Source organism: Luteimonas sp. MJ250 (genome assembly GCF_039548455.1).
Lineage (GTDB): Bacteria > Pseudomonadota > Gammaproteobacteria > Xanthomonadales > Xanthomonadaceae > Luteimonas.
In genome coordinates, this window is the sequence record NZ_JBCLVB010000002.1 from 16,300 (window position 1) to 33,780 (window position 17,481).

Here is a 17,481-nt window from a genome sequence, read left to right on the forward strand (position 1 = left end):
CTGCCTGACGCGGCAAGCTGCGGAGAGGGCTTCTGTCAGCGCAGCAGGACGACTGTCGCCAGCCCCAGGAAGCTGAAGAATCCCACCACGTCGGTCACCGCGGTGACCACCACGCCACCGGCGACCGCCGGGTCGATGTCGGCGCGCTTCATCGCCAGCGGCACCAGAACCCCGGCCAGTGCGGCCGAGGCGAAGTTGATGACCAGCGCGGCCGTGATCACCATGCCCAGCATCCAGTCCTGGAACCAGGCGAAGGCCACCAGGCCGACGAAGCCGCCGATCAGCAGGCCGTTGATCAGCGCCACCCGCAGCTCCTTCCACAGCAGCACGCTGGCATTGCTCGCCCCCACCTGGCCCAGCGCAAGGCCGCGCACCATCAGCGTCAACACCTGCATGCCGGCGTTGCCGCCGATGCCGGCGACGATCGGCATCAGCACCGCCAGCGCCACGATCTGTTCGATGGTGGCCTCGAAGCGCCCGATCACCGCGGCGGCCATGAAGGCCGTGGCGAGGTTCACGCCCAGCCACACGATGCGCCCGCGCACCGCGCGCCGCACCGGCGAGAACAGGTCCTCGTCCTCGTCCAGGCCAGCGGCGCCCAGCGCCTGGTGCTCGGCCTGCTCGCGGATGATGTCGACGACGTCGTCGATGGTGATGCGGCCGAGCAGCACGTTGCCCTCGTCGACCACAGGCGCGGAGACCCAGTCATGGTCGGAGAACTGGCGCGCCACCGATTCCGCCGACTCGCCAACGTGGATCGCGGTGAGTTCGTCGTCGATCAGCTTGTTGACCGGGCTGCCCGGGTCGCGCGTCACCAGGTCCTGCAGCGCCACCCAGCCCAGCAGCTGGTGGCGGCGGTTGACCACGTACAGATGGTCGGTGTGCTCGGGCAGCTCGCCGCGCAGGCGCAGGAAGCGCAGCACCACGTCGACCGTGGTGTCTGCGCGCACCGTGACCACGTCCGGGTTCATCAGTCGGCCGGCGGTGTCCTCGGCGTAGGACAGGGCCTGCTCCAGGCGCTCGCGGTTCTCCCGGTCCATCGACTTCAGGACTTCGTCGATCACCGTGTCCGGCAGGTCCTCGACCAGGTCGGCGAGGTCGTCGATGTCGAGGTCTTCGACGGCGGCGACGATCTCGTCGGGATCCATGTCCGCGAGCAGGCTTTCGCGCACCTCGTCGCCGACGTGGACCAGGACCTCGCCGTCGTCCTCGGCATTGACCAGGCCCCACACCACCATGCGGCGGTCGGGCGGCAGCGACTCGAGCAGGTTGCCGATCTCGGCCGGCGCCAGCGTGTTGACCAGCCGCCGCACCGGGCCCAGGCGGCCGCTGTCGAGCGCATCGGACAGCAGGCGCAGCTGGCGCGCGGTCTTGTCGTGGCGGACGGCTTCGGCCATGGAATGCTTCCGAGGGGGCGCGTCGCGCGACAGTGATGCGCGACAGGGGTCAGGCGTTCATGTCTGCATTATCGCCCGCGCCGATCTCGCTGCCCACCCCGCGGCCAGGGCTCAGCGCCTGAAGCGTGCAAGGATTCGCCGCGCGGCCGCGAACAGTCGGCTTGCGAAACTCCGGCCCAGCTCCGCCTGGAGCAGGCGCATCTCGCCATACAGGCGCCGGCTGTGCGCATCGCGGCGTGCGAGCAGCTCGCGCAGCTCCTCGATGTCGCGCGCGGTCAGCACGCGGCCAGGCGCGATGCGGGCAGGCAGCGGGCGGTCCACGTATACGGTGGAGTGCGGCGATGCGGCTTCGTCGCTCGGCCGCTCGCGCGTATAGAAGTACAGCGCGATCGATCGCCGGGTGAGCCCGGCCCGTTCCGGCGGCAGGCGGATCGGGGGGAAGCCGTGCCAGCTGTGCTCGGTGGTCTCGAAGATCACGCAGCGGTTGTACCCAGGGACGACCGCGACCACTTCATCGGCGTCGGGATCATGCGGGTCGCGATGGAGCTCGAGCGCGCCACCCCAGTCCGGGTCCCACTCCGGGTTGAGGTACACGATCAGGTTCAGGCGCCGGTGCCAGCCGGTGGCGGGGTGGTGGTTGAAGTCGATGTGGTTGTCGAGGCTCTGGCCGTCGCGGTTCTCGTGGGTGCCGCCGCCGAAATAGTCGACGTCGTAGAGCAGGCCGTCGATGCCGGTCATCCGTTCGACCAGGCCGAGGAACCCGGGCGACCGGATGCAGGCATCCAGCCGGGCATACGCCTCGCCCAGTCCGCGAATGCGCTCGACCGTGGACTTGCCGCTCGCGATGCCATCCTCGTTGAGCGCGTTGCCCCGTTCGAAGGCCGGGAACTGCGCCAGCAGTGCGTCGGCGAACGCGGGGACGAAGAAGCCTTCCATGACGCAGTGGCGAAAGGGCGTGGCCGAGAGGAAACCGGCCCGCGTTGCTCCTGCATCCTCGATCACCGCGGGTGCGATGATGCCGGCGAGGGCGTCATCACCGCTCATGTCGCGGTGGCCGCCGCCAGCCAGCGCGCGATGCCGGCCTGGTCGCGGGCGCGCAGCAGCGTCGGAAGGCGCTGCTTGAGCGCGGCAAGGTCGAGCGCGCGCACTTCGCGCCGCACTTCGAGCAGGGTCGCCGGGTGCAGGCTGAATTCCTCCAGCCCGAGCGCCAGCAGCAGCGGGGTGAACAGGGGATCGCCGGCCATCTCGCCGCAGATCGCCGCCGGGCGGCCATGCGCCCGCGCGGTGGCCAGCACCTGGTGCAGCAGCTGGATCACCGCGGGGTGCAGCGGACTGTGGAGCTCCTGCAGGGCGTCGTTGCCACGGTCGGCCGCGAGCAGGTACTGCACCAGGTCGTTGGTGCCGATCGAGATGAAGTCGACCATGTCGATCAGCGCCGGCAGCGCGATGGCTGCCGCCGGCACTTCGATCATCGCCCCCAGCGGAATGGTGTCGGACACCGCATGCCCGTCGCGACGCAGGCGCGCGCCGACCTGGCGCACGAGCCGGCGCGCGGCGACCAGCTCTTCGCGCCGCGCCACCATCGGCAGCAGGATCCGCAGCGGACCATAGCCGGACGCACGCAGGATCGCGCGCAGCTGGGTGGTGAACACTTCGCGCCGGCTCAGCGCCAGGCGCACGCCGCGTACGCCCAGCGCCGGGTTGGGCTCGCCGGGCAGCACGAGTCCGCTGTCGTCGGCCTTGTCGGCGCCAACGTCGAGGGTGCGGATGGTCGCGATGCGCCCGGTCATGCCGAGGACGAGGTCGCGGTAGGCAACGAACTGTTCGTCCTCCGACGGCAGCTCGTTGCGCTGCAGGAACAGGTATTCGGTGCGGTAGAGCCCGATCCCGGCCGCACCGAGGGCGTGTGCCTCGGCCACGTCCTCGCGGGTCTCGGCGTTCGCATACAGGCGGATGTCGATGCCGTCGAGGGTGCGCGAGGGCTCGCGGCGCAGGCGGTGCAGCTGGCGCCGCTCGCGCTTGCCTTCGCGCACGCGTTCGCGGTGCGCAAGCAGGTCGTCGGCGCAGGGATCGACGATCACTAGCCCCGTCGTGCCGTCGATCATCAGCACGTCGCCGTCGTTGACCTGGGCCAGTGCCTGCGGCGCGCCCACCACCAGCGGGATGTGCAGGCTGCGTGCGAGGATGGCGCTGTGCGACAGCAGGCTGCCACCCGCGGTCACGATGCCGATCACGCCGCGCGCATGCAGCCGCGCGATTTCCGACGGTCCCAGGGCGTCGGCCACCAGGATTTCGCCGGCCACGCCCGTCGGCCTGGCGTCGTGCCGGTGCAGTGCGGCATGGATGCGGCCGATGACGTGGTCGATGTCCTCGATGCGGCTGCGGAAATAGGGGTCGTCCATGCTCTCGAACACCGCGGCCAGGCGGTTGCGCTGCATGCGCAGCGCGTAGTCGGCGCCGTAGAGATCGCGGGTGATGAGATCGTCCAGGCCCTGCAGCAGCTCGGGGTCGTCAAGCAGCAGGGCATGCAGGTCGAGGAATTCGCCGACCTCCTTGGCGAGCGCGCCGTGCAGGCGCGAGCGCAGGTCGCGCAGGTCGGCCCGCACCATGTCGATGGCCTCGTGCAGGCGCGCCACCTCGCCGGGTGCCGCGGCGCGGGTGATGCGCTCCTCGGCGACCTCCAGCGCGTGCGGATGCCGCACCCGGGCGCGGCCCAGGGCGTTGCCCCGGGATGCGCCGTGGCCGGGCAGCAGCTGGCGCATCAGCTGTCCTCGTCGAATCGCCGCTCGAACAGCCCGCACACGGCGTCGGCGGCGGCCACTTCGTCCGGCCCGTCGACACACAGCCTGACGGCGGTGCCGGTGCCGGCTGCAAGCAGCATCACTCCCATGATGCTCTTGGCATTGACCTCGCGACCCTTGGCGGTGAGGGTCGCGTTGACGTCGTAGTCCGACAGCAGCTGCACCAGGCGCGCGGTGGCGCGCGCGTGCAGCCCCAGCCGGTTGGACACGGTGAGTTCGCGTTCGATCATGGCAGTCCCGCCTCAAGCGTCATCGTGCACCACTCCATTGCGTGCGCCAGCGGCGGCCACCGCGGGCAGTTGGTCCAGCGGCAGTTCGGGATAGTTCAATACCCGCAGCAGCATTGGCAGGCTCAGCGCCGAGACGCGACGCACCGGCGTGCCCAAGTGGGCCAGGCGCGCGGCCAGGTTGGCGGGGGTGGCGCCATAGACATCGGTCAGCAGCAGCACGCCGTCGCCGCTGTCGGCGCGACGCAGGGCGGCGCTGGCGGCTGGCAGCATGGCGTCCGGATCGGCGTCATAGGACATCTCGAAGACTTCGATCGCGAGGGGCAGCGTACCCAGAAGCCGGCCCGCCACCGCCTTGAACGCGGTGCCGATGCCAACGTGGGTGATGAGCAGGATGCCGACGGCCATCGATACAAATTAGCAGAGCCGCGTGACCCTCAGGAAGCGGCGCGTGCTGGATCCGCAGATTCCAGCGCTGGCCGCGGCCGGCCCGCGCCGGGTCGGGCGATCAATCCAGCCCGCGATGGTGGGTGGCGACTTCCTTCCAGCCTTGCGCGCGCGCGTGTTCCGCCGCGGCTTCTGCCAGGTAGACCGAACGGTGGCGGCCGCCGGTACAGCCGAAGGCGACGGTGACGTAGCTGCGCGTGGACGAATGCATGCGCGGCAGCCAGGCGTCGAGGAAGCCGTTGACGTGCTGCAGGTACTCGACGACCTCCGGCTGTGCCGCGAAGAACTCGCGCACCGGACCGTCGCGACCCGACAGCGGCCGCAGTCGGGCATCCCAGTGCGGGTTGGGCAGGGCCCGGGCGTCGAACACGAAGTCCGCGTCCGGAGGCACGCCGCGGCGGTAGGCGAAGGATTCGAACAGCAGCGACAGCGATGAGTCCATGCTCAGGCCGAGATCGGTCAGGACCCGGCGGCGCAGCTGGTGCACGTTCAATTCGCTGGTGTCGATGATGACGTCGGCCAGCGAGACCAGCGGGCGCAGCACCTGGCGTTCCAGCGCGATGGCGTCCGACAGCGCCAGTCCAAGCCGGGTCAGCGGGTGCCGGCGGCGGGTGTCGGCGTAGCGCTTGAGCAGGACGTCGTCGATGGTGTCGAAGAACACCAGCTTCGGGTCGAAGCCCATCGCCCCGACCGCAGACAGCCACTCGGGCATGCTGGCAAGGTCGCCGCGGCTGCGCACGTCGACCCCGACCGCGAGCTTCTGCGAGGCGCGCTCGGGATGGGTGGCGCTGCGCACGAAGTCGGGCAGCAGCTCCGCCGGCAGGTTGTCGACGCAGTAGAAGTCGAGGTCTTCGAGCGTGTTGAGGGCCACGGATTTGCCGCTTCCGGACATGCCGCTGACGATGATCAGCGAGTTGTTGGCGGTGTTCATGACATGCCCCGCTCGAGGAAATGGGAGTGGCGCGCGAGGAAGGCGGACGCCGGGTCCACGCCCTTTGCGCGCAGCACGTGCACGCGGGTGGCGGCTTCGGTGAGCACCGCGAGGTTGCGGCCGGGCATCACCGGCAGGGTGATCATCGGCACGTCCAGGTCCAGCACGCGGCGGGCGCCGAGGTCGCCGGTCAGGCGCACCATGCCGCTGGGGTCGCGCGCCTCGCGGCCGTCCTCGGGCCGTGCGAGATGGACGATCAGGCGCAGGTACTTGTTCCGCTTCACCGCGGTATCGCCAAACATCTCGCGGATGTTGAGCACGCCAAGCCCGCGCAGCTCGAGCAGGTCCTGCAGCAGTTCGGGACAGGTGCCGTCGAGGACGTCGGGGGCGATCTGCGCGAATTCCGGGGCGTCGTCGGCGACCAGGCGATGGCCGCGCGTCACCAGCTCCAGCGCGAGCTCGCTTTTGCCGGTCCCGGACTCGCCGGTGATCAGCACGCCGATGGAATAGATCTCCATGAACACCCCGTGCAGCGTGACCCTGGGCGCCAGCGCACCGGCCAGGTGGTACTGCAGCACGTTGTAGAGCTCGTGGCCGCGGCGCTGCGACGACCACAGCGCGATGCCCGACTCTTCGGCCATCTCCACCAGGTCCTCCGGGCAGGGCTGGCCCTTGTTGACCACCAGCGCCAGCGGCCCGAACTGCAGGATCTTCTCCAGTGTTTCCCAGCGCTGCCTGGGCTCCAGGCCGTCGAGCCAGGCCAGTTCCTCGCTGCCGAGGATCTGCACCTTGTTGGGATAGATGATGTTGAGGTAACCGGCCAGCGACGGCCGGCGCGACACGGTGTCGACCGACTCGAGCTGGCGCGTGGCGCCGGCCCGGCCGGCGAGCCACTTCAGCTCAAGTCGTTCGCGGAGCTGGTCGAACAGCGCCTGCGCGGTGATCACCGCCTTCATGCCGATCGCGCCGCGGGCGAGCCGCCCGAGCGCAGGAGCAGCGCACGCAGCGCGTTGATGTCCGGTGCGTGTCGCACGGTCTGTCGGAAGTCGGCATCGGCGAAACGCCCTGCCAGCTCGGAAAGGGTATCGAGGTGTTGCTGGGTGCGATCGCCGGGGACCGCCATGGCAAAGACGAGGTCTACCGGTTCGCCGTCGCGCGCGTTGAAATCTATCGGGTTCGCCAGCCGCAGGAAGGCGGCAAGCGGCTCGCTGCAGGAGTCGCTGCGGCAGTGGGGAATGGCGACGCCGTGGCCAATCGCGGTGCTGCCGACGGCTTCGCGGTCGCGAAGGCCATTGGCGATCAGCCCGGTCCATTCCGGAGAGTTGCCGCCCAGCAGGCGGGCGGCGACATCCAGGACCTGGTCACGGCTGCCGGGCGACACCACCTGCACGATGCGGCTGGCGGAGAGCAGGTCGGTGTATGGCATCCCCGGGCCTTCTGTGCCTCAGCCGAACTCGCCGTCGCGCACGGGATTGCCGCCGCGGCGATGGTGGTCGATCATTTTCTTCTTCTCCTTCACCAGCATCCGGTCGAGCTTGTCGGCGAGCAGGTCGATGGCCGCGTACATGTCGGCGGCGCGGGCGTCGGCGTGGAGCGTCTTGCCGGCCACGCTGACGGTGGCTTCGGCGCGGTGGTCGGGCTTGTCGATGCTGAGCTGGGTGCGGACCTGCAGCGGCGGGTCGTACAGCCGCGACAGGCGGCCAAGCTTGGTCTCGACGTAATCGCGCAGCGCCGGGGTGACGTCCATCTGCTGGCCGTGGGTCTCGATGAGCATCGCAACCTCCTTCTCGGTGGGAGCCACAGCATCGCGCATCGCGGCGCAGTGGGTGTCATGGACAGGTTAACCCAGCCCCCGGAGGGCGGGAAGCGGCGACGTGGCGTTCAGGCGATGCGCACGCGCTCGTGCGAGGACGGGATGTTCAGCGCCTCGCGGTACTTGGCCACGGTGCGCCTGGCCACCGGTACGCCGCTGTCCTTCAGGCGTTCGGCCAGGCGTGCGTCGGAGAGCGGCTTGCGTGGATCCTCGGCGTCCACCAGGCGCCGGATCATGTCCTGGATCGCGATGCTGGAGGCTTCGCCGCCGCCGCCGGTGTCGATTCCCGATGCGAAGAATGCGCGCAGCGGGATGGTGCCGCGCGGCGTGTGCACGTGCTTGCGGGCGACCGCGCGCGACACGGTGGACTCGTGCATGCCGATCTGCGCCGCGACTTCGCGCAGGGTCAGCGGCCGCAGCGCCTGGGCGCCGAACTCGAGGAAGCCCGACTGTTCGCGCACCAGGCAGTGCACGACCTTGAGCAGCGTTTCGCCGCGGGCGGCGAGGTTCTTTAGCAGCCAGCGCGCTTCCTGCAGGCGCCCGCGCAGGTAGCCGGCGTCGGCGCCGACGGTGTGCTGCAGCATCTGTTCGTAGCCGCGATGGATGGTCAGGCTGGCGTGGCGGCCGCCGGCCAGCGACACTTTCCAGATGCCGTTGTGGCGCGAGATGCTGCAGTCCGGCACCACATAGGTGTCGTGCGGCATGCCTCCGATGCTGGAGCCGGGGCGCGGGTCGAGGCTGCGGATCAGCTGCAGCGCCGCGTTGGCTTCGTCCTCGCTGCAGTGCAGGGCGTCGGCCAGGCCCGGGGCGCCGAGCTTGGCGATGCGTTCGATCAGGGTGGCCACCGCGTGTTTCGCCACCGCATGGCCGGGCGTGTCGGTCGGCAAGACCTCCAGCTGCAGCAGCAGGCACTCGCCGAGGTCGCGCGCGCCGACGCCGGTCGGGTCCAGTCGCTGCACCCGCTGCAGCACGGCGTTGATCTCGGCTTCGTCGCACCGCAGCTCGGGGGCCATCGCTTCGGCGATGGCGGAAAGTGGCTCGCGCAGGTAGCCATCGTCGTCGATGGCGTCGACCAGGGCCTCGCCGATCGCCAGCTCGCGCGGCGACAGGTGGCTGAGGTTGAGCTGCCAGGACAGGTGGCCGCGCAGGGTTTCCGACTGGGCGATGCGCTCGGACGCGTCGCCGTCCGGGTCGCCGTCGCGGCCGCCGCCGCCCCCGCTCTCGGCCCACGCGACGTCGCGCTGGTCGTCCCAGTCGTGGTCGTCCGCCGTGCGTTCGGCGTCGCTGTCGGCGCGCTGTTCGTCGCTGCCGGGACCGTCTTCGGCCGACGCGGACAGCGGCGAGGATTCGTCCCACTCCAGCAGCGGATTGCTCTCGACGGCCGCGGTGATCTCGGCTTCGAGTTCGGGGATCGGGAGTTGCAACAGATGCAGCGCCTGACGCAGCTGCGGCGTCAGTACCAGGTGCTGTCCCAGCGATGTCTGCAGGCGAGGCTTCACGGCGTTCCCGATCAGGCGAGGACGCACCTCCCGCTTTACAGCCGGAAGGACTCCCCGAGGTAGACCCGGCGCACGTCCGGGTCGGCCAGCAGCGCGTCCGGAGCCCCCTGTGCGAGCACGCCACCATCGCTGAGGATATACGCGCGGTCGCAAATGCCCAAGGTCTCGCGCACGTTGTGGTCGGTAATGAGCACGCCGATGCCGCGATTCTTCAGATGACGGACGATGCGCTGGATCTCGCCGACCGAGATCGGGTCGACGCCGGCGAAGGGTTCGTCGAGCAGGATCAGGCGTGGGCGGGCTGCCAGCGCCCGGGCGATCTCGACGCGCCGCCGCTCGCCGCCGGAAAGGCTTGCGCCATGCTGGCCGGCCACGTGGCCGACCTGCAGTTCGTCCATCAGCGAAGCCAGCTCGGCCTCGCGGCCCTTGCGGTCGAGGTCCTCGCGCAGCTCGAGCACCAGCATGATGTTGTCGGCCACGCTGAGCTTGCGGAACACCGAAGGTTCCTGCGGCAGGTAGCCGACGCCGAGGCGCGCGCGCCGGTGCATCGGTTCACCGGTGATGTCGCGGCCGTCGAGCACGATGCGTCCCGCGTCCGCCGGCACCAGGCCGACGATCATGTAGAAACAGGTGGTCTTGCCGGCGCCGTTGGGGCCGAGCAGGCCGACGACTTCGCCCGCTTCCAGGGTCAGTCCGAATTCGCGCACGACTTCGCGCTGGCCATAACGCTTGCGCAGGCCCTCGGCGACCAGCATCAGCCGCCGTCCCCGGTCGCCTTCGCTCCCTTGGGCAGGATCCGGGTGCGGATCTGCTGGCCGTCCTGGCCGCCACCCTGCACGCGGCCGGTGGCCATGTTGTAGACGATGCGACCGCCGGCCATGGTGCCGCGACCGGGCTGGTTGATCTCGACGTTGCCGGTGAAGACCACGGTTTCGGTCTGCAGGTTGTAGTCGACGTTGCCGGCGGTGGCATCGATCGCGCCGCCGTCGTCGAGCTCCTGCTGCAGGCGCACGGGCGATCCCGTCAGGATCACCTTCTGGATGTCGCCGCCGCCGCGACGGACGTCGGCCTTGGCTGCGCGCACGTCGAGCGTGCCCTGCACGATGCGCACGTTGCCGATGAAGACGCAGGGGCTGCCGTCGTCGGCCAGCGAACAGTCCTGGCTGTTGGAGGTCAGGTCCATCGGCCGGGTGCGGTCGCTGGATTTCGCCCACGCGGGAGCGGCAGCCAGGGCCGCGGCGATGGCGATGAGCGTGGCGAGGCTAGCGGCGCGTGGGGACATAGCGGGTCTGGACCTTGGAGTTGAGCTTGAAGCGTTTGTCGGCCAGGTCGGCTTCCATGCCAATGCCGCGCATTGTAGTGCCGGGCTGGGTGATGGTCACGGAGGCGTCGCTGCGGGCCCGGCGCTGGCCCGGGAACACGTCCAGGGCCTCGGTGTCCATGCGCATTTCGCGGCTGCCGGCGGGGTCGGATACCACCACCACCTCGCCGCGCAGGCGCATCTCCTCGCTGTCGGCGCTGATCCAGCCGGTGGCTGCGCGCAGGTCCCAGTACAACCCGCTGTCTTCTTCGGGCAGCAGGAAGACCGGCTCGCGCAGCGACATGGTCTCGTCCGCGGGGTTGCGATGCAGGTGCGGGGCGCGGAGGGTGAAGGCTTCCCGGCCATCGCTGTCGAGCGACACCAGCTGGAAGTCCTCGAGCACGTAGTCGGAGCGGTTGCTGGTCGCGGTCGCGTCGGCGATGTCGGCGCGCTGCCGCCATGCCGACCAGCCGCTGGCGATCGCGGCAACCAGCAACACGAGGATCATCGCGGCGCGCCAGTTCATTGGCGCGCCGTCCCGGCGTCATCGCCGGCATCATCGTCGCGCGCGGCCAGCAGCAGGTCGCAGAATTCGCGCGCCGCACCGCGGCCACCGCCCGCCGACGCCTGCCAGTGCACGCTGCCCAGGATCGCGGGATGGGCGTCGGCCGGCGCCGCCGCCAGGCCGGCGCTGGAGAGCACGGCGAGGTCGGTCAGGTCGTCGCCCATGAACGCCACCTCGTCGGCGGCCAGCCCCAGGCGCCGGCACAGTCCGTCCACGCAGGCCTGCTTGTCCTTGATGCCGGTGTAGGCCTCGACGCCGAGGTCGCGGGCGCGGACTTCCGCCGCCGGGCTGGTGCGCGCGGTGACGAAGGCGACCGCGATGCCGGCGCGGCGCAGCAGCGAGATGCCCAGGCCGTCATGGACATGGAAGGCCTTGGTCTCGGTGCCATCGCTGGCGATGTACAGGCGGCCGTCGGTCAGGGTGCCGTCGACGTCGAAACAGACAAGCCGGATGCGCGCGGCGCGCGCGAGCAGCCCGGGGGAGGGGGAGGCGGGAGGCGAGGTCGACATGGACGCGCGATCACACCACGCGCGCGCGCAACAGGTCGTGAATGTTCAGCGCGCCGACCGCGCGACCAGCGCCGTCCACCACCACCAGGGCACCGATCTTGTGCGCTTCCATCAGCTGTGCGGCCTCGACGGCAAGCGCATCGGCGCCGATGGTCCGCGGGTCGCGGGTCATCACGTCCGCGATCGCGGTGCTGCGCACGTCGATGCCGGCGTCCAGGCTGCGGCGCAGGTCGCCGTCGGTGTACAGGCCGAGCAGGCGGCCGTCGCCATCCACCACGGCGGTCATGCCCAGCATCTTGCGGCTGATCTCGGCCAGCGCTTCGCTCACGGTGGCGTCGGCGAGGACGCGGGGCACGGCGTCGCCGGTGTGCATGACGTCGGCAATGTGCAGCAACAGGCGGCGCCCGAGCGCGCCGGCGGGGTGCGAGCGGGCGAAGTCGTCAGCGGTGAAGCCGCGCGCCTCCAGCAGCGCCACCGCGAGCGCATCGCCCATCGCCAGCGAGGCGGTGGTGCTGGAGGTCGGCGCCAGGTGCAGCGGGCAGGCCTCCTCGGGCACGCTGACGTCGAGGTGGACGGCCGCCGCCCGGGCGAGCGTGGAGCCGGTGCGCCCGGTCATCGCCACCAATGCGTTGCCCTGGCGCTTGAGCACCGGCAGCAGCTGCAGCAGTTCGTCGGATTCGCCCGAGTACGAGAGCGCCAGCACGATGTCGGCATCGGTGACCATGCCGAGGTCGCCGTGGCCGGCTTCGCCGGGGTGGACATAGAATGCGGGCGTGCCGGTGGAGGCCAGGGTGGCGGCGATCTTGCGTGCCACGTGGCCGGACTTGCCCATTCCCGTGCAGACCACGCGGCCGCGACAGGCCAGGAGCAGGCTGCAGGCGCGCGTGAAATCGCCATCGATGCGCGCGGCCACGGCCGCGAGGCCGCGGGCCTCGATGTCGAACACGCGGCGGCCACTTGCCGCGAAATCATGCGCGGGCGCGGCGTTCTCGGACTGTTTGCTGGTGCCGGACATTACGGGCCGGGCCCTTATTGGTTATGCTAACCCGTTCATCTTACGCGGATTTGTCCCTCGGCCTGCGGCCTGCAGTGCCGGCGCGGACAGGCCGCTTACACGCCCTTCATGACCGGGACCACGCCTTGAACGCAGACACCATCCGCAATCTCATCGAACAGGGCCTGCCCGGCGCGGAGGTCGAGGTGCGCGGCGATGACGGCGTGCATTTCGAAGCGCTGGTGGTGCACCCGGACTTCGCCGGTCGCCTGCCGCTGGCGCGCCACCGCATGGTCTACGCCACCCTGGGCGCACTGATGGGCAACGAGATCCACGCCCTGGCGCTGCGCACGGTGACGCCGGACGAGCCGCGGCCGGCCTGATGCAGAAGATCGTTGTTGAAGGCGGCGTGGCCCTGGAGGGCGAGGTCCGCGTGTCCGGCGCTAAGAACGCCGTGCTGCCCATCCTGTGCGCGACGCTGCTTGCCGACGAGCCGGTGGAGATCGGCAACGTGCCTCACCTGCACGACGTGGTCACGACCGCGCGCGTGCTTGACGGACTGGGTGCCGGCGTCACCCACGATGCCGACGGCAGCCACATGGTGGTCGACCCGCGCAGCGTCGACAGCCACATCGCCCCCTACGAACTGGTGCGCACCATGCGCGCGTCGGTGCTGGTGCTGGGGCCACTGGTCGCCCGCCACGGCGCCGCCGAGGTCGCACTCCCCGGCGGTTGCGCCATCGGCTCGCGTCCGGTCGACCTGCACATCCGCGCGCTGGAAGCGCTGGGCGCGCGGATCACGGTCGAACACGGCTTCATCAACGCGCGTGCCGGCCGCCTGCAGGGCGGGCACGTGGTGTTCGACACGGTGAGCGTGGGCGCGACCGAAAACCTGCTGATGGCGGCGACGCTCGCGCAGGGCACGACGGTGATCGACAACGCAGCGCGCGAGCCGGAAATCGTCGACCTCGCAAACTGCCTGCTGGCGATGGGCGCCGATATCGAAGGCGCGGGCGATTCGCGCATCATCGTTCGCGGCGTCGACCGCCTGCACGGCGCGCGCCATGACGTGGTCGCCGATCGCATCGAAGCGGGCACGTTCCTCGTGGCGGCGGCCATCACCGGCGGCCGGGTCACGGTCACCCATGCGCGTCCGGACACCATGGATGCGGTGTTGGAACGGCTGGCCGCCGCCGGCGCCGACATCAGCATCGACGGTGACCGCATCACCGCCGACATGCGCGGCCGCCGTCCGCGCGCGGTCGACATCACAACCGCGCCGCACCCGGGGTTCCCGACCGACATGCAGGCGCAGTTCATGGCCATGGACTGCATCGCCGAAGGTGTGGCGACGATTGACGAGACGATCTTCGAGAACCGCTTCATGCACGTGAACGAGCTCATGCGCCTGGGCGCGGAGATTCACGTCGACGGCAACCGGGCCACGGTTACCGGCGTCGAGCGCCTGAGCGGCGCGCCGGTGATGGCCACCGACCTGCGTGCCTCGGCGTCGCTGGTGCTGGCCGGGCTGGTGGCCGAGGGCGAGACGGTGATTGATCGCGTCTACCACCTGGACCGCGGCTACGAGCACATCGAACGCAAGCTGTCGGGCCTGGGCGCGCGGATCCGCCGCATCGACTGAGGCGGACACCCAAGCCCCAGGCAATCGGGAATCGGAGAGAACCATACAAAAAGGGCCCCGCGATGCAGGGCCCTGGTCATATGCGTGCCGCGGGTTTCGGTCCGGGGTGCGGCTCAGTTGACGGCGGTCAGCTTCAGGTCGATGTGGTCCTTGCCATCCCGGCGCTGCAGCACCCGCGCCGGCACCGGCAGGCCATCCACGACCCAGGCGATGATTTCGCGCTTGCCGTCCCTGCGCACCACGCGCGTGGCCTGGTGCGATTTGCCGCCGACCTGGATGGCTTCTTCGCCGGCGACCTGGAAGGTCTGGTGCTTGACCCGGCCGTCCTCGACCAGGCGGTAGTCGAGTGGCTTGCCCGCGGCCACGTCGCGCACCAGGACCAGGTTCATCAGCATGCCGTCGAGATCGCCGGCGCGCAGTTTCACCGGCCCCGCGCGATCGTCCTTGATGTCGCCGGTCCAGCGCGCTTCGCCGCGGTCCCAGTCGTAATCGGCGGTCACTGTCTTGCGCTTGACCAGCATCGCCGCGAGGCCGCTGGTGCCGCGCTGGCTGTCGACACTCTTGATCGGGCGCCATTGCTTGCCGTCGACTTCGAACGTGGTGCTCTGTTCCAGCTCGGCGCCCATGCCGCCGATGTCGATGCGGTATTCCCAACGATCCTTGCCAACGCTGGCGAGGGTCATCTTCGCGGTCGCTTCCATGCCTATGTAATTGGCCTGGTAATCGGCGCTGAATGCTTCGATCGCGAGCGCGGGCGTGAATGCCAGTGCGAGCGACAGGCCGGCACCGATCATCGCGGCACGGCCGCGCAGGGACTTGATGTACTGCATCTATTGGACTCCTTGGTATTCGACCAGCCGCAGGTCGATGGCGTCTTCGCCGTTTTCCCTCTGCAGGATGCGGATCGGCGTGGGAACGCCGCGCGCCACCCAGAAGATCGTTTCATCATTGCCGCCGTTGGTGCGTGAAACCCGCATGGCCCGGTAAGACAGGCCGTCGACTTCGACGTGTTCGGCGACCTCGGCCACCGAGTACCGGTGGTCACGCACGCGGCCACCGTCCACGAACCGGTAGCCAAGGCTTCGCCCGGGCTCGGCATCGCGGACGATCGCGAGGTTGATCAGCAGGCCACTCATGTCGCCTTGCTGCAGCGCCACCGGCTCCCGCCGTGTCTGCTTGATGTCACCGCTCCACCTGGCGAAGCCCGCATCCCAGTCGTACACGCCCTCGACCTCGCGGCCCATGAACAGCGCCTTGCGCCGGGTGCTCTGTCGGAGTGGGCGATAGCGATCATCGACCACGTCGAACACGGTGTCCTGGTCGATATCCAGCCGCACCCAGCGGGCAAGGCCGCGGTTTCCGGTCACGTCGAGGTCGACCTGCCAGTGCCCGCCATCCAGGCGCGCGAGCCGCATGCTGGCGGTGCCGGCGGGCTTGCCCTGGTTCCAGGCGTCGTAGGTCGCGATAAAGGGCTGCAGCGCGGGTGGGCCATCGTCATCGGGGGCGTCCGCGTCCGTTGAAGGCGCCGACGCGCCGGGGACGGCGACCTGGCTGGCCGCCGCGGGCGCTGGCGTGCAGACGGCAAACAGGGCCGCCAGCCCGATATGGAAGAAGGTGTTCATGACCGGCGGATCATGCCCGCAGGCGGTTGGCTGCCAGCTGAAGCGGTGCCTGCAGGACCTGGCCGTCGAACTCGACCGCGGCGCCCCGAAGGCGGATGCGGCCGGTGCACAACAGCTCCAGCGCCGAGATCATGAGCGGATGCTCGACCGCGAGAACGCGTTGCGCGAGGGCATCCGCATCGTCTCCGGGCAGCACCGGCACCCGCGCCTGCGCAATCACCGGGCCGCCGTCGAGGTCGGCGCTGACGAAGTGCAGGCTGGCGCCGTGTTCCGCCATTCCCGCCTCCAGCGCCCGTGCATGCGTGTCCAGGCCCTTGAACGCCGGCAGCAGCGATGGGTGGATGTTGACGATCCGTCCCTCCCAGGGCGCGATCGCCTCGGCCCCGAGCAGGCGCATGTATCCGGCACAGACGATGAAGTCCGGCTCCACGGCTGCAACCGCCGCGAACAGTGCAGCGTCGAACTCGCTGCGGCTGGCGAAGTCGCGGGGCCGCAATGCCTGCGCCGGGATGCCCGCGTCGCGCGCGCGCTCCAGCGCAAACGCCTTGTGGCGGTCACCGAAGACCCCGGCCACCCGCGCATGCAGGCGACCTTCGGCGACCGCATCGAGAATCGCCTGCAGGTTGCTGCCGCGGCCCGAGGCCAGCACCGCCAGGCGCGGGATTGCGGCCACGGACAGCGCGCTCAGCCGATGCGCAGGCGGGGGGCGCCGGCATCCGCCGGCAGCACCGCCCCGATCGTCCAGTGCGCGAGCGACAGCGCGTCGAGCGCGGCCGAAACCGCAGACGCACGCGCCGGGTCCACCACCAGCACGAAGCCGATGCCGCAGTTGAACGTGCGCCACATCTCCTCGGGAGCCACGGCGCCCTCGCGCTGCAGCCATTCGAACACCGCGGGCATCGCCCAGGCGCCGGCATCGATGTCGACGCCCAGCCCCTCCGGCACCACGCGCACGATGTTCTCGGTCAGGCCGCCGCCGGTGATGTGTGCCATGGCGTGGATGGACGCGCCCTCGGCGCCGCGCAGCAGCTCCAGCACCGGCTTCACGTACAGCGCGGTGGGCGCCATCAGCGCGTCTTCCAGGCGCACGCCGCCAAGGTCGGTGTCGCCGGGGCGGCCGGCGCGGTCGTAGATGCGGCGGATCAGCGAATAGCCGTTGGAATGCGGGCCGCTTGAGGCGATGCCGATGAGCACGTCGCCGGTGGCCACGCGGCTACCGTCGCGCAGCTCGGACTTCTCGACCGCACCCACGGTGAAACCGGCCAGGTCGTACTCGCCCGGGGCGTACATGTCGGGCATTTCCGCGGTCTCGCCGCCGATCAGCGCGCAGCCGGCCAGCTCGCAGCCCTTCGCGATGCCGCCGACCACCGCCACCGTGGCGTCGATGTCGAGCTTGCCGGTGGCGAAGTAGTCGAGGAAGAACAGCGGCTCGGCGCCCTGCACCAGCACGTCGTTGACGCACATGCCGACCAGGTCGATGCCGATGGTGTCGTGGCGGCCGAGCTGCTGCGCCAGCTTGAGCTTGGTGCCGACGCCGTCGGTGCCCGAAACGAGCACCGGCTCGCGGTACTTGCCCGACAGGTCGAACAGCGCGCCGAAGCCGCCCAGCCCACCCATCACCTCGGGACGGAAGGTCCGCTTCACCAGCGGCTTGATGCGTTCGACGACTTCATTGCCTGCGTCGATGTCGACGCCGGCGTCACGGTAGGTCAGCGGAGTGGGGCTGGTCACGAT

21 protein-coding genes are annotated in these 17,481 nt (G+C 70.1%); 2 read left to right on the top strand and 19 right to left on the bottom strand.

What is annotated here, in order from left to right:
* Positions 1 to 35 precede the first annotated feature (35 nt).
* The 15 genes from mgtE to WCE37_RS00415 all read right to left on the bottom strand — a co-directional run bounded on the left by mgtE (position 36) and on the right by WCE37_RS00415 (position 12,504).
* Complete coding sequence (mgtE, locus tag WCE37_RS00345) at positions 36 to 1,397, bottom strand: magnesium transporter (RefSeq protein WP_343277632.1); 1,362 nt, start codon at positions 1,395 to 1,397, stop codon at positions 36 to 38.
* Between the two features lie 111 nt (positions 1,398 to 1,508).
* Positions 1,509 to 2,441: a 2OG-Fe(II) oxygenase gene (locus tag WCE37_RS00350; protein ID WP_343277633.1), complete on the bottom strand. Its 933-nt coding sequence runs from the start codon at positions 2,439 to 2,441 to the stop codon at positions 1,509 to 1,511.
* Positions 2,438 to 4,159 (bottom strand): phosphoenolpyruvate--protein phosphotransferase, encoded by a 1,722-nt coding sequence (gene ptsP, locus WCE37_RS00355; RefSeq protein WP_343277634.1) that lies wholly within the window; start codon positions 4,157 to 4,159, stop codon positions 2,438 to 2,440. Before ptsP ends, WCE37_RS00350 begins: the two co-directional genes overlap by 4 nt.
* Complete coding sequence (locus WCE37_RS00360; RefSeq protein WP_343255679.1) at positions 4,159 to 4,428, bottom strand: HPr family phosphocarrier protein; 270 nt, start codon at positions 4,426 to 4,428, stop codon at positions 4,159 to 4,161. The genes ptsP and WCE37_RS00360 overlap by 1 nt, the downstream gene beginning before the upstream one ends.
* Positions 4,429 to 4,440: 12 nt before the next feature.
* Positions 4,441 to 4,833: a PTS sugar transporter subunit IIA gene (locus WCE37_RS00365; protein ID WP_343255678.1), complete on the bottom strand. Its 393-nt coding sequence runs from the start codon at positions 4,831 to 4,833 to the stop codon at positions 4,441 to 4,443.
* A 100-nt stretch (positions 4,834 to 4,933) separates the two neighbouring features.
* Positions 4,934 to 5,803 (bottom strand): RNase adapter RapZ, encoded by an 870-nt coding sequence (gene rapZ / locus WCE37_RS00370; RefSeq protein WP_343277635.1) that lies wholly within the window; start codon positions 5,801 to 5,803, stop codon positions 4,934 to 4,936.
* Positions 5,800 to 6,759, bottom strand: a complete 960-nt coding sequence (hprK, locus tag WCE37_RS00375; protein ID WP_343277636.1) for an HPr(Ser) kinase/phosphatase — start codon at positions 6,757 to 6,759, stop codon at positions 5,800 to 5,802. Before hprK ends, rapZ begins: the two co-directional genes overlap by 4 nt.
* Positions 6,756 to 7,229: a PTS sugar transporter subunit IIA gene (locus WCE37_RS00380; RefSeq protein ID WP_343277637.1), complete on the bottom strand. Its 474-nt coding sequence runs from the start codon at positions 7,227 to 7,229 to the stop codon at positions 6,756 to 6,758. The genes hprK and WCE37_RS00380 overlap by 4 nt, the downstream gene beginning before the upstream one ends.
* A gap of 18 nt (positions 7,230 to 7,247) precedes the next feature.
* Complete coding sequence (gene raiA / locus WCE37_RS00385; protein WP_343255674.1) at positions 7,248 to 7,577, bottom strand: ribosome-associated translation inhibitor RaiA; 330 nt, start codon at positions 7,575 to 7,577, stop codon at positions 7,248 to 7,250.
* 107 nt (positions 7,578 to 7,684) lie between these two features.
* Entirely contained in the window at positions 7,685 to 9,115 is a 1,431-nt protein-coding gene (locus tag WCE37_RS00390) for an RNA polymerase factor sigma-54 (protein WP_343277638.1), read from the bottom strand.
* Positions 9,116 to 9,150: 35 nt separating this feature from the next.
* Positions 9,151 to 9,870 carry an LPS export ABC transporter ATP-binding protein gene (gene lptB / locus WCE37_RS00395; RefSeq protein ID WP_343255672.1) on the bottom strand — a complete coding sequence of 240 codons (720 nt, stop codon included), beginning with the start codon at positions 9,868 to 9,870 and terminating at the stop codon, positions 9,151 to 9,153.
* Positions 9,870 to 10,397, bottom strand: a complete 528-nt coding sequence (gene lptA / locus WCE37_RS00400) for a lipopolysaccharide transport periplasmic protein LptA (protein ID WP_343255671.1) — start codon at positions 10,395 to 10,397, stop codon at positions 9,870 to 9,872. Before lptA ends, lptB begins: the two co-directional genes overlap by 1 nt.
* Positions 10,378 to 10,941 carry an LPS export ABC transporter periplasmic protein LptC gene (gene lptC / locus WCE37_RS00405; RefSeq protein ID WP_343255670.1) on the bottom strand — a complete coding sequence of 188 codons (564 nt, stop codon included), beginning with the start codon at positions 10,939 to 10,941 and terminating at the stop codon, positions 10,378 to 10,380. The genes lptA and lptC overlap by 20 nt, the downstream gene beginning before the upstream one ends.
* Positions 10,938 to 11,489 carry an HAD family hydrolase gene (locus WCE37_RS00410; protein ID WP_343277639.1) on the bottom strand — a complete coding sequence of 184 codons (552 nt, stop codon included), beginning with the start codon at positions 11,487 to 11,489 and terminating at the stop codon, positions 10,938 to 10,940. The genes lptC and WCE37_RS00410 overlap by 4 nt, the downstream gene beginning before the upstream one ends.
* Positions 11,490 to 11,499: 10 nt before the next feature.
* Complete coding sequence (locus WCE37_RS00415) at positions 11,500 to 12,504, bottom strand: KpsF/GutQ family sugar-phosphate isomerase (RefSeq protein WP_343277640.1); 1,005 nt, start codon at positions 12,502 to 12,504, stop codon at positions 11,500 to 11,502.
* 125 nt (positions 12,505 to 12,629) lie between these two features.
* Between WCE37_RS00415 and WCE37_RS00420 the strand changes: the two genes are divergently transcribed.
* Together WCE37_RS00420 and murA are read left to right on the top strand one after the other, a co-directional pair.
* Entirely contained in the window at positions 12,630 to 12,866 is a 237-nt protein-coding gene (locus tag WCE37_RS00420) for a BolA/IbaG family iron-sulfur metabolism protein (protein ID WP_343255667.1), read from the top strand.
* Positions 12,866 to 14,125, top strand: coding sequence for a UDP-N-acetylglucosamine 1-carboxyvinyltransferase (murA, locus tag WCE37_RS00425; RefSeq protein WP_343277641.1), 1,260 nt, complete (start codon positions 12,866 to 12,868; stop codon positions 14,123 to 14,125). The genes WCE37_RS00420 and murA overlap by 1 nt, the downstream gene beginning before the upstream one ends.
* Positions 14,126 to 14,238: 113 nt before the next feature.
* On the opposite strand, the gene WCE37_RS00430 is transcribed toward murA, so the two are convergent.
* Genes WCE37_RS00430 through purM form a run of 4 tightly spaced genes read right to left on the bottom strand, consistent with a single transcriptional unit; the run spans position 14,239 to position 17,478 of the window.
* Positions 14,239 to 14,955 carry a DUF3108 domain-containing protein gene (locus WCE37_RS00430; RefSeq protein ID WP_343277642.1) on the bottom strand — a complete coding sequence of 239 codons (717 nt, stop codon included), beginning with the start codon at positions 14,953 to 14,955 and terminating at the stop codon, positions 14,239 to 14,241.
* A complete protein-coding gene (locus WCE37_RS00435; RefSeq protein WP_343277643.1) occupies positions 14,956 to 15,747 on the bottom strand; it encodes a DUF3108 domain-containing protein in 792 nt (263 codons plus the stop codon).
* Between the two features lie 10 nt (positions 15,748 to 15,757).
* Positions 15,758 to 16,420 (bottom strand): phosphoribosylglycinamide formyltransferase, encoded by a 663-nt coding sequence (gene purN / locus WCE37_RS00440; RefSeq protein ID WP_343277644.1) that lies wholly within the window; start codon positions 16,418 to 16,420, stop codon positions 15,758 to 15,760.
* Between the two features lie 11 nt (positions 16,421 to 16,431).
* A complete protein-coding gene (gene purM, locus WCE37_RS00445; protein WP_343277645.1) occupies positions 16,432 to 17,478 on the bottom strand; it encodes a phosphoribosylformylglycinamidine cyclo-ligase in 1,047 nt (348 codons plus the stop codon).
* Between the last annotated feature and the right edge of the window lie 3 nt (positions 17,479 to 17,481).